Annotated in this window: 11 protein-coding genes; 10 read left to right on the top strand and 1 reads right to left on the bottom strand. The window is 68.7% G+C overall.

Annotation, left to right across the window (positions count from 1 at the left end):
* Nucleotides 1–238: 238 nt before the first annotated feature.
* The 9 genes from ACFWIW_RS36845 (at nt 239) to ACFWIW_RS36805 (ending at nt 9,472) form a co-directional block, all read left to right on the top strand.
* Nucleotides 239–1,645 (top strand): NDP-hexose 2,3-dehydratase family protein, encoded by a 1,407-nt coding sequence (locus tag ACFWIW_RS36845; protein ID WP_378372718.1) that lies wholly within the window; start codon nt 239–241, stop codon nt 1,643–1,645.
* A 1-nt stretch (nt 1,646) separates the two neighbouring features.
* A complete protein-coding gene (locus ACFWIW_RS36840) occupies nt 1,647–2,618 on the top strand; it encodes an NAD-dependent epimerase/dehydratase family protein (RefSeq protein ID WP_378372717.1) in 972 nt (323 codons plus the stop codon).
* The gene (locus ACFWIW_RS36835) at nt 2,615–3,724 is read left to right on the top strand and encodes a DegT/DnrJ/EryC1/StrS family aminotransferase (protein WP_378372716.1); all 1,110 of its coding nucleotides are present in this window, start codon (nt 2,615–2,617) and stop codon (nt 3,722–3,724) included. The genes ACFWIW_RS36840 and ACFWIW_RS36835 overlap by 4 nt, the downstream gene beginning before the upstream one ends.
* 23 nt (nt 3,725–3,747) lie before the next feature.
* Nucleotides 3,748–4,365: a dTDP-4-dehydrorhamnose 3,5-epimerase family protein gene (locus ACFWIW_RS36830; RefSeq protein ID WP_378372715.1), complete on the top strand. Its 618-nt coding sequence runs from the start codon at nt 3,748–3,750 to the stop codon at nt 4,363–4,365.
* A 94-nt stretch (nt 4,366–4,459) separates the two neighbouring features.
* The gene (gene dpgA / locus ACFWIW_RS36825; RefSeq protein WP_378372714.1) at nt 4,460–5,560 is read left to right on the top strand and encodes a 3,5-dihydroxyphenylacetyl-CoA synthase DpgA; all 1,101 of its coding nucleotides are present in this window, start codon (nt 4,460–4,462) and stop codon (nt 5,558–5,560) included.
* Entirely contained in the window at nt 5,554–6,216 is a 663-nt protein-coding gene (dpgB, locus tag ACFWIW_RS36820; protein ID WP_378372713.1) for an enoyl-CoA-hydratase DpgB, read from the top strand. Before dpgA ends, dpgB begins: the two co-directional genes overlap by 7 nt.
* Nucleotides 6,213–7,430, top strand: coding sequence for a (3,5-dihydroxyphenyl)acetyl-CoA 1,2-dioxygenase DpgC (gene dpgC, locus ACFWIW_RS36815; RefSeq protein WP_378372712.1), 1,218 nt, complete (start codon nt 6,213–6,215; stop codon nt 7,428–7,430). The genes dpgB and dpgC overlap by 4 nt, the downstream gene beginning before the upstream one ends.
* The gene (gene dpgD, locus ACFWIW_RS36810; protein WP_378372711.1) at nt 7,427–8,218 is read left to right on the top strand and encodes an enoyl-CoA-hydratase DpgD; all 792 of its coding nucleotides are present in this window, start codon (nt 7,427–7,429) and stop codon (nt 8,216–8,218) included. Before dpgC ends, dpgD begins: the two co-directional genes overlap by 4 nt.
* A gap of 171 nt (nt 8,219–8,389) precedes the next feature.
* Nucleotides 8,390–9,472: a 3-deoxy-7-phosphoheptulonate synthase gene (locus ACFWIW_RS36805; RefSeq protein ID WP_378372710.1), complete on the top strand. Its 1,083-nt coding sequence runs from the start codon at nt 8,390–8,392 to the stop codon at nt 9,470–9,472.
* Nucleotides 9,473–9,569: 97 nt separating this feature from the next.
* Here the strand turns inward: ACFWIW_RS36805 and ACFWIW_RS36800 are convergent, their stop codons facing one another.
* Entirely contained in the window at nt 9,570–9,971 is a 402-nt protein-coding gene (locus tag ACFWIW_RS36800; RefSeq protein ID WP_378372709.1) for a winged helix-turn-helix transcriptional regulator, read from the bottom strand.
* Between the two features lie 28 nt (nt 9,972–9,999).
* Here ACFWIW_RS36800 and ACFWIW_RS36795 point away from each other — a divergent pair, with 28 nt between their 5' ends.
* Complete coding sequence (locus ACFWIW_RS36795) at nt 10,000–10,566, top strand: hypothetical protein (protein ID WP_378372708.1); 567 nt, start codon at nt 10,000–10,002, stop codon at nt 10,564–10,566.
* Nucleotides 10,567–10,605: the final 39 nt, after the last annotated feature.

Genomic DNA, 10,605 nt, shown 5'->3' with positions numbered 1-10,605 from the left:
CTTTGCACCGGTACGTTCGGTGGTTTTGTGCCGGGGGGGTTTCATACAGAAACTTTCGCAACCATCAACGTTGCGAAAGTGGCTTTCGCAACACGTCTCAGCCTTCACCACACAGCCGGCCTGCCCGCAAACGGATTGGACGATCTGGACCGTTCCGCCTGATCGAAGTTACCTTTCCGTCAGGGCGCGGGGCGTAGAAAGCGAAATCTTCGTTGGCACGCAAAGGGGATAGACGGCCATGACAAGGAGTCCTTCGACACTGGTGCGTCCCCGTGACGGTCAGGATCACGCGGACCGTGTCGCCTTGTCCGCCGCCACCACCGATGGCGCGCATCTGCGGACCGCCGACGTCCGCGCGTGGATCGCCGAACGCCGTGAGGCCAACGTATTCCACGTCGAACGCATCCCGTTCGCCGCGCTGGACCAGTGGGGATTCGAGGACGGGACCGGCAACATCGTGCACCGGAGCGGCCGGTTCTTCACCATCGAAGGGCTGCACGTGGTCGAGGCCGACGGCCCGCACGGCGACGGCCCCTACCGCGAGTGGCAGCAGCCGGTCATCAAACAGGCCGAAGTCGGCATCCTCGGCATTCTGGCCAAGGAGTTCGACGGCGTCCTGCATTTCCTGATGCAGGCCAAAATGGAGCCGGGGAACCCCAACCTGGTCCAGTTGTCGCCGACCGTGCAGGCCACCCGCAGCAACTACACGAAGGCGCACGGCGGCACGAACGTCAAGCTGATCGAGTATTTCGCCCCGCCGGACCCCGAGCGGGTCATCGTCGACGTGCTCCAGGCGGAGCAGGGATCGTGGTTCCTGCAGAAGTCCAATCGCAACATGATCGTCGAGACCGCCGACGAAGTGCCGCTGTGGGACGACTTCTGCTGGCTCACCCTCGGGCAGATCGCGCAGCTGTTGCACGAGGACGAGACCGTCAACATGAACGCCAGGAGCGTGCTCTCCTGCCTGCCGTATCACGACAAGGCCCCCGGCGCGCTGTTCTCCGACGTCCAGCTCCTGTCGTGGTTCACGAACGAGCGTTCGCGCCACGACGTGCGCGCCCGGCGCATCCCGCTCAAGGACGTGCGTGACTGGAAGCGGGGCGTCGAGGCGATCGAGCACGAGGACGGCCGCTACTTCCGGGTCCTCGCGGTCGCGGTGAAAGGCAGCAACCGCGAGAAGGTCACCTGGACCCAGCCGCTGATCGAATCCGTCGGGATGGGGCTCATCGCGTTCCTCATACGTGATTTCGGCGGCGTTCCGCATGTTCTTGCGCACGCCCGCGCCGACGGCGGGTTCCTGGACACGGTCGAGCTGGCGCCGACCGTCCAGTGCACGCCCCGGAACTACCTGCATCTGCCCGCGGAGAAGCGGCCGCCCTTCCTCGACATGGTCCTCGGCGCACCGCGATCGCGGATCCGGTACGAGGCGATACATTCCGAAGAAGGCGGCCGTTTCCTCAGCGTCCGGGCGCGCTATCTCGCGATCGAGGCGGACGACACCGTCGAGCCGCCGCCCGGCTACGCCTGGGTCACCCCGGGGCAGCTCACCGCGCTCACCCGGCACGGGCACTACGTCAACGTCGAGGCCCGCACGCTTCTCGCCTGCCTCAACGCCGCGGCGGCGCAGCCACGGGGCGGTGCCTGAGATGAAGACGATCACCGTCCTCGGCGCGTCGGGATTCGTCGGCTCGGCCGTCGTGCGCGCGCTGGCGCGGCGGCCGATCCGGGTGCGGGCGGTGGCGCGCAGGCGGATCACGCCCCCGCCCGGCCGGGCCGCGATCACCGTCGTCGCCGCCGATCTCACCGACCGCGCCTCACTCGCCGGCGTGGTCGCGGGCTCGGACGCGGTCGTCCATCTGCTGCTGGGTGACGGCGGCTGGCGTGGCGCCGAGGGCGCCGAACGCGTGAACGTGGGAGTCCTCCGGGACCTCGTCGAGATCATCGGCGGCGGCGACGGGCCGCCTCCGGTGGTGGTGTTCGCCGGGTCCACCTCGCAGGTCGGGGTGCCGCCGCGGGAACCGCTCGACGGGACCGAACCGGACCACCCGGCGACTCCTTACGACGTGCAGAAACTCGAAGCGGAACAACTTCTCAAAAAGGCCACCGCCGACGGACTGGTGCGCGGGATCAGCCTGCGGCTGCCGACGATCTTCGGCGAGACCGCGGCCGAGGGCGCGAACCACGATCGCGGCGTGGTGTCCACCATGGCGCGGCGGGCGCTCGACGGCCTGCCGCTCACCATCTGGGGCGACGGCACGGTGCGCCGCGACCTGGTTCACGTCGACGACGTCGCGTCGGCGTTCACGGCGGCACTGGACCATCCGGATTCGCTGGCGGGCGGGCATTGGCTGATCGGGGCGGGCCGGGGGGACCGGCTGGACGAGGTCTTCCAGCTCGTCGCGAAGGAAGTGTCCGGGCACACGGGGAAGAACCCGGTGGAAGTGTCCTGTGTGGAGCCTCCGCCGCAGGCGCCCGAGACGGACTTCCGGAGCATCACCGTCGATTCCACGCCGTTTCGTGCGGTCACCGGCTGGCGCCCGGAGATCTCGCTGCCCGAGGGAGTGCGCCGCACCGTCGCCGCTTTGCCGTCATCAGCTCAGGGAAAGGTTCACAAATGACCACGCGCGTCTGGGACTACCTCGCCGAATACGGTGCCGAGCGGGCCGATCTGCTCGACGCGGTCGAGACGGTCTTCAACTCCGGCCAGCTCGTGCTCGGCGCGAGCCTGCGCGGCTTCGAGTCGGAATTCGCCGCGTACCACGGCGTCGGGCACTGTGTCGGTCTCGACAACGGGACGAACGCGATCAAGCTCGCCTTGCAGGCGCTGGGCGTCGGGCCGGGTGACGAGGTGATCACCGTCTCCAACACCGCGGCCCCGACCGTGGTCGCCATCGACGGCACCGGGGCCACCCCGGTCTTCGTCGACGTCCGCGAAGAAGACTTCCTGATGGACACCGGCCAGGTCGAGGCCGCGATCACCGAACGCACCAAATGCCTGCTGCCCGTGCATCTGTACGGCCAGTGCGTGGACATGGCCCCGCTGAAGGCGCTCGCCGCGAAGCACGGACTGTCCATTTTGGAGGATTGTGCCCAGGCGCACGGAGCCCGGCAGAACGGCACGATCGCGGGGACGACCGGCGACGCGGCCGCGTTCTCCTTCTATCCCACCAAGGTGCTCGGCGCGTACGGCGACGGCGGCGCGGCCATCACCTCCGACGAAGCCGTGGACCGGCGGCTGCGGCGGTTGCGCTACTACGGTATGGAGGAGCGTTACTACACGGTGGAAACGCCCGCCCACAACAGCAGGCTGGACGAGGTCCAGGCGGAGATCCTGCGGCGTAAGCTCAACCGGCTCGACGCGTACACGGCCGGCCGCCGGGCCGTCGCCGAGCGCTATGTCGCGGGCCTCGGCGACACCGATCTGAAGCTTCCGGAGACCACTCCCGGCAACGAGCACGTGTACTACGTCTACGTGGTGCGGCATCCGCGACGTGACGAGATCATCGAGCGGCTCAAGGCGTACGACATCCACCTGAACATCAGCTACCCGTGGCCGGTGCACACCATGACCGGATTCGCCCACCTCGGCTACGAGAAGGGTTCGCTGCCGGTCACCGAGAAACTGGCGACCGAGATCTTCTCGCTGCCGATGTATCCCGCGCTTTCCCCCGATCTGCAGGACAAGGTCGTCCACGCGGTCCGCGAAGTGCTGTCCAGCCTCTGATCACGCCGACCACGGGAGTACCTGTGCAAGCACGCAAACTCGCCGTCGAAGGCGCGATCGAGTTCACCCCGCGCGTCTTCCCCGACGATCGTGGCCTGTTCGTCTCGCCGCTCCAGGAAGAGGCCTTCGCCGAAGCGCACGGCGGCCCGCTCTTCCGGACGGTGCAGACGAATCACAGCAGGTCCAAACGCGGCGTGGTGCGGGGCGTCCACTACACCACGACGCCGCCGGGTACCGCGAAGTACGTCTACTGCGCGAGCGGCCAGGCGCTGGACATCGTGGTCGACCTCCGGGTCGGCTCGCCGACGTTCGGCAAATGGGACGCGGTCCTGCTGGACCAGCGGGACCACCGCTCGATGTACTTCCCCGTTGGCGTCGGCCACGCGTTCGTGGCACTCGAAGACGACACCGTCATGTGGTACCTGCTCTCCACGGCCTACGACCCCGAGAACGAACTCGCCCTCTCGGTCCTCGATCCCGCGCTCGGCCTGCCCGTCGACCCCGGTACCGAGCCGATCCTGTCCGAACGGGACCAGGTGGCGATCACGCTCGCCGAGGCGGAACGGCAGGGACTGCTGCCGGAATACGCCACCTGCGTGGAGATCGAACGACGACTGTCCGAAGTCCCTCAGACCGCCTGAAACCCGACTAGCAGAGAAAGGTGAGATCGATGCGCGCTGCGCGGTTCAAGCAGCTGCTCCGGAGCAAATTGAGAACATGGGGATGGATGTATCGATGACTGCTCTAGCCGAAACCACCGCGGACCTTGCCGTCCACAATGGATTGACCGAGATCACCCGATTCGCCGGCGTTGGCACCGCGGTGTCCGAGTCGTCCTACTCGCAGCCCGAACTGCTCGAAATCCTCGGCATCGAGGATCCGAAGATCCGCTCGGTCTTCCAGAACAGCGCCATCGAACGGCGTTTCCTCACCCTGCCGCCGGAGGGGCCCGGCGGCACACGCGCGGCCGAGCCGCAGGGCGACCTCCTCGACAAGCACAAGAAGATCGCCGTCGACATGGGGTGCCGCGCGCTCGAAGCCTGCCTGAAGTCGGCGGGAGCGACGCTTTCGGATCTGCGTCACCTGTGCTGTGTCACCTCGACCGGTTTCCTGACGCCCGGGCTGAGCGCGCTCGTCATCCGGGAAATGGGCATCGATCCGCATTGCAGCCGGTCGGATATCGTCGGTATGGGCTGCAACGCCGGTCTCAACGCGCTCAACGTGGTCGCGGGCTGGTCCGCGGCGCATCCCGGCGAACTCGGCGTCGTCCTGTGCAGCGAGGCGTGTTCCGCCGCCTACGCGCTGGACGGCACGATGCGGACCGCGGTGGTCAACAGTCTTTTCGGCGACGGATCCGCGGCGCTCGCGGTGGTTTCCGGTGACGGACGCGTGCCGGGTCCGCGCGTCCTCAAATTCGCCAGCTACATCATCACCGACGCGGCCGACGCGATGCGCTACGACTGGGACCGTGACCAGGACCGGTTCAGTTTCTTCCTCGACCCGCAGATTCCCTACGTGGTCGGCGCGCACGCCGAAATCGTCATCGACCGGCTGCTGTCCGGGACGGGTCTGCGCCGCAGCGACATCGGCCACTGGCTGGTGCATTCCGGTGGCAAGAAGGTGATCGACGCCGTCGTCGTCAACCTCGGCCTCAGCCGGTACGACGTGCGCCACACCACCGGTGTGCTCCGCGACTACGGGAACCTTTCCAGCGGCTCCTTCCTCTTCTCCTACGAGCGGCTCGCCGACGAAGACGTCGCCCGCCCGGGGGACTACGGCGTGCTCATGACCATGGGGCCTGGCTCCACAATCGAAATGGCGCTTATCCAATGGTGACGCGTAACGAAATCGAGGGCGAACTGGTGCTGCGCTTCGACGGATCCCGTCCGCTGTCCACCGCGGCCGTCGAGGAGATCGACGCGCTCTGCGATCGGGCCGAAGACCAGCGTGAACCGGGACCGGTCGTCATCCACGTCACGGGCGCCCCGCCCGCCGACTGGGCGAAGGGGCTGGCGGTCGGGCTCGTGTCCAAATGGGAGCGGGTCGTGCGCCGGTTCGAACGCGTCGCCAGGCTCACCGCCGCGGTGGCGTCGGGCGAATGCGCCGGAATGGCCTTGGATCTCCTCCTCGCCGCCGACATCCGGATCGCCGCGCCGGGGACCACGCTGCGGCTCGCCTCGGCGGGCGGCGGCACCTGGCCGGGGATGACCGTGTACCGGCTCACCAAACAGGCCGGGGCGGCGGGCATCCGCCGGGCCGTGCTGCTCGGAACCCCGCTCGACACGGACCGCGCGCTCGCCCTCGACCTGATCGACGAGGTGTCCGCCGACCCGTCGAAGACGCTCGCCGAGCTGGACTTCGTCATGGACGGTGCCGAGACGGCGATCCGGCGGCAGCTGATCTTCGAAGCGGGCTCGACCACCTTCGAGGAGGCGCTCGGTTCCCACCTCGCCGCGGCGGACCGGGCCCTGCGGCGGGAAGCCAAGCAGTGACGACGGACAGCCCGCCAGGGCTCGACCTCCGGGCCCTGGCGGGCGAGGCCCACCGGGTCGACGACGACGTACGGAAATCGCGCGCGGACTTCGTCGAGGCGCACGCGGAGGGGATCTACGCGGAACTCACCGACGGCCGGACGCGGTACCTGCGGATCGACGAACTCGTCCGGGCCGCCGCGCTCGCCTTCCCCGGTCTGGTGCCGTCGGAGGAGCAGATGGCGGCCGAGCGTGCGCGGCCGCAGGCGGAGAAGGAAGGGCGCGAGATCGATCAGGGCATCTTCCTGCGCGGGATCCTGCGCGCGCCGAAGGCGGGCCCGCATCTGCTCGACGCCATGCTCCGGCCCACCGCCAGGGCCCGGCGGCTGCTGCCCGGGTTCCTCGAGACCGGCGTCTTGCAGATGGAGGCCGTCCGGCTGGAGCGGCGGGACGGCGTCGCGTATCTGACCCTGTGCCGGGACGACTGCCTGAACGCCGAGGACGCCCAGCAGGTCGACGACATGGAGACCGCGGTCGACCTGGTGCTGCTCGACCCCTCGGTCCGGGTGGCACTGCTGCGGGGCGGGGTGATGAGCCATCCCCGCTATCTGGGGCGCCGGGTGTTCTGCGCGGGGATCAACCTCAAGAAGCTCAGCTCCGGTGACATCCCGCTGGTGGATTTCCTGCTGCGACGGGAAACCGGGTACATCCAGAAGATCTTCCGCGGTCTGCTGACGGACGATTCCTGGCATTCCCGGTTCACCGGCAAACCCTGGATGGCGGCCGTCGATTCGTTCGCCATCGGCGGCGGGACCCAGCTGCTGCTGGTCTTCGACCACGTGCTGGCGGCGTCCGACGCGTACCTCAGCCTGCCCGCGGCCAAGGAGGGGATCATCCCCGGAGTGGCCAACTTCCGGCTTTCGCGGATCGCCGGGCCGCGCGTGGCCCGGCAGGTGATCCTCGGCGGCCGCACGCTCCGGGCGGACGAGCCGGACGCCCGGTCGATCATCGACGAGGTCGTCCCTCCGGAGCGGATGGACGAGGCCGTCGACGACGCGCTGGCCCGGCTCGACGGGGAAGCCGTGGCGGCCAACCGGCACATGGTGAACCTTTCCGAGGAACCACCGGAGGAATTCCGCCGGTATATCGCCGAATTCGCGCTGCAGCAGGCTTTGCGCATCTACGGCGCGGACGTGATCGGCAAGGTGGACGGCTTCGCGGTGGGCTCGCGATGAACGGGGTCCGGTACGAGAAGAAGGACCACGTCGCCTACGTGACGATGGACCGGCCCGAAGTGCTGAACGCGATGGACCGGCGGATGCACGCGGAACTCGCCGGGATCTGGGACGACGTCGAAGCCGACGACGACGTCAGGGCGGTGGTCCTGACCGGAGCGGGGGAGCGTGCCTTCTCCGTCGGGCAGGACCTCAAGGAACGCGCGCGGCTGACCGAGGAAGGCGTCGCGGCGTCGACGTTCGGCAGCAGCGGCCAGCCGGGGCATCCCCGGCTGACCGACCGGTTCACGCTGTCCAAACCGGTGGTCGCGCGCGTGCACGGCTACGCGCTGGGCGGCGGTTTCGAACTCGTGCTCGCGTGCGACATCGTCGTCGCCTCCGACGAAGCGGTCTTCGGCCTGCCGGAGGTCCGTCTCGGGCTGATCGCCGGGGCGGGCGGGGTGTTCCGGTTGCCGCGCCAGCTTCCGCAGAAAGTGGCGATGGGCTATTTGCTGACCGGGCGCAGAATGGACGCGGCGACGGCGCTGCGGCACGGGCTGGTCAACGAAGTCGTGCCGTTCGCCGAATTGGACCGATGTGTCGCCGAATGGACGGACGATCTGGTGCGCGCGGCCCCGCTTTCGGTACGGGCGATCAAAGAGGCCGCGCTGCGCTCGCTCGACCTCCCGCTCGAAGAAGCGTTCAAAACCTCGTATCCGTGGGAAGAACGGCGACGGACGAGCGCGGACGCGAGCGAAGGAGCCCGTGCCTTCGCCGAGAAACGGCATCCGATCTGGACCGGGCGCTGAATCCGGGTTGGACCATTGTCCCGCGTGGCGAATGGTGGAAGGTTCGGGGTAGGAGAATTCCCGCTCGAGTAAATGCCGGGCTTGCCTCTCAGTTCACCCGAGACCGCCGTCCGGGCCGGGAAATCCCGGCTTTCCCGCACCCGGTGCCGGCAGAAACCCTGGATATCTGTGATGACAACCATCGCCACGGTCGAACTCGACAACCAGCGCATCGACCGGATGGTCCCGCTGGTCACGCCCGCCCTGCTGCACCACGAACTGCCGCTCAGCGCGACCGCGGCCGACACGGTGCGCCACGGCAGGGAAAACGTCCTCCGCGTCCTCGACGGCACGGACGACCGGCTGCTCGTGATCGCCGGCCCCTGTTCCATCCACGATCCCGCCGCGGCACTCGAATACGCCGACCGGCTCGCCGCCCTCGCCGGCCGGTTCGCCGACGAACTGCTGGTCATCATGCGCGTGTACTTCGAAAAGCCCCGCACGGTCGGCGGCTGGAAGGGGCTCATCAACGATCCGCACCTCGACGGCACCGGCGACGTCAACCGCGGGCTGCGCATCGCCAGGGATCTGCTCCTCGAACTCGCCGAGGGCGGGCTGCCCGCCGCCTGTGAATGGCTGGACACCACCATCCCGGCGTACCTCGCCGACACCGTCTCGTGGGGTGCGATCGGCGCGCGCACCGTGGAAAGCCAGAACCACCGCATGCTGGCCAGCGGTCTTTCCATGCCGGTCGGTTTCAAGAACCGCCGCGACGGCGACGTCGGCGTCGCGGTCGACGCGATCCGCGCCGCCGAAGCCCGGCACGTCGTCCCCGGCGTCGACCCCAGCGGCCTGCCCGCGATCCTGCACACGGTCGGCAACCCGGACTGCCATCTCGTGCTGCGCGGCGGGAACAGCGCGCCGAACCACAATCCGGCGTCCGTCCGCGCGGCGCTCACCACACTGCAGAACGCGGGCCTGCCCCGCCGGGTCGTGATCGACGCCAGCCACGACAACAGCCGCAAGGACCACCTCCGGCAGCCCGTCGTCGCCGGCCAGATCGCCGAACAGATCAGGAACGGTCAGCGCGGCATCGTCGGCGTCATGCTCGAATCCAACCTCCAGGCCGGCCGCCAGGACCTCCACCCCGACCGCCCGCTCACCTACGGCCAGTCCATCACGGACGCCTGTATCGACATCGCCGCCACCCAAGAGGTCCTGCGGACCCTCGCCACGGCCACCGCCGCCCGCCGCTCCGGAACGCGCGCCGTCTGATCACGCGAGTTCCGCCCCCAATCACGCGAGATCGCCGTTCAATCACGCGAGATCGCCGTTCAATCACGCGAGTTCCGCCTCCAATCACGCGAGTGCGCTATCCGATCGCGTCGGCACAACCCATCGCCGCGTTCGGGGCGGCATCGCCACGGGTGCGTTCGAGATGCGCCTCGCCCCAGACCCGGACTCCCTCGACCACCGGCAGCACCGTGGTCCCGTACGGAGTGAGCCGGTAGATGACGCGCGCCGGGACCGGTCCGGTCACCACGCGTTCGACGAGCCCGTCGGCTTCGAGCTCGCGGAGCTGTTCGGCCAGCACCTTGGGCGTGATGGGGGCGCCCCGGCGGCGGAGGCCGGCGAAATGGGACTCGCCGTGGGCGAGCCAGTAAAGCAGCGTCAGCTTCCACTTCCCGCCGATCGCGGCGAACGCCGCGGCCATCGGACAGCCCGGCAGCGGGTTGGGACGGGGAAGGTTACCCAGAGGTGCCTTCTTGTCCATGGTCGTCCTCCGCTCGGATAGTCGGACCATGACCGTGCCATACAAACGAATCCTGACCGTGGGCCTTTCGGCCCTGATGCTGATCGCGACGGCGGCGTCGGGCGGCGCGTCGACCTCGGGCACCGATCCCCAGCGGGCTTTCGACTGGGAGATCGGCACCTGGCGCTCCACGGTGCGGGTGCTCGCCGAGCCGCTTTCGGAATCCGCGGACCAGTGGCTCCAGTTCGCGGGCACCAGCACCGTCCGGCCGCTCATGGACCGGCGGGCGAACGTCCTCGAATTCGAGGTTTCGGGCCCGGACGGGCGGATCGACGCGCTCAACCTGCGGCTGTTCGAACCGCAGGCGCAGCGCTGGAGCCTGACCTTCGTCAACATGCGCGACGGTCTGCTCACCCCGTCGGTCCACGGCGGGTTCCGCGACGGCGTCGGCGAATTCCACGGCGACGACCAGCTCGGCGGGCGTCCGATCAAGGTGCGTTTCCTCGTCTTCCGGCAAGGCCAGGACGAGGCACGGTTCGAGCAGGCGTTCTCCGCCGACGGCGGGGCGACCTGGGAAACGAACTGGGTCGCCGTAGACCGCCGGGTCCGCTGGTGAGGCTTCGGTGCGGCGGGTCGTGAGTGGCGTTTCGGGTGC

Source organism: Amycolatopsis sp. NPDC058340, assembly GCF_042723975.1.
Taxonomy (GTDB): domain Bacteria; phylum Actinomycetota; class Actinomycetes; order Mycobacteriales; family Pseudonocardiaceae; genus Amycolatopsis.
Note: the sequence above shows the minus strand (reverse complement) of the source record. Positions and strands in the feature narration are given on the sequence as shown.

Coding starts and splice junctions, on each gene's coding strand:
- ACFWIW_RS36845 (WP_378372718.1), top strand. CDS start 239: ATGACAAGGAGTCCTTCGACACTGGTGCGTCCCCGTGACGGTCAGGAT.
- ACFWIW_RS36840 (WP_378372717.1), top strand. CDS start 1,647: ATGAAGACGATCACCGTCCTCGGCGCGTCGGGATTCGTCGGCTCGGCC.
- ACFWIW_RS36835 (WP_378372716.1), top strand. CDS start 2,615: ATGACCACGCGCGTCTGGGACTACCTCGCCGAATACGGTGCCGAGCGG.
- dpgA (WP_378372714.1), top strand. CDS start 4,460: ATGACTGCTCTAGCCGAAACCACCGCGGACCTTGCCGTCCACAATGGA.
- dpgB (WP_378372713.1), top strand. CDS start 5,554: ATGGTGACGCGTAACGAAATCGAGGGCGAACTGGTGCTGCGCTTCGAC.
- dpgD (WP_378372711.1), top strand. CDS start 7,427: ATGAACGGGGTCCGGTACGAGAAGAAGGACCACGTCGCCTACGTGACG.
- ACFWIW_RS36805 (WP_378372710.1), top strand. CDS start 8,390: ATGACAACCATCGCCACGGTCGAACTCGACAACCAGCGCATCGACCGG.
- ACFWIW_RS36800 (WP_378372709.1), bottom strand. CDS start 9,971: ATGGACAAGAAGGCACCTCTGGGTAACCTTCCCCGTCCCAACCCGCTG.
- ACFWIW_RS36795 (WP_378372708.1), top strand. CDS start 10,000: ATGACCGTGCCATACAAACGAATCCTGACCGTGGGCCTTTCGGCCCTG.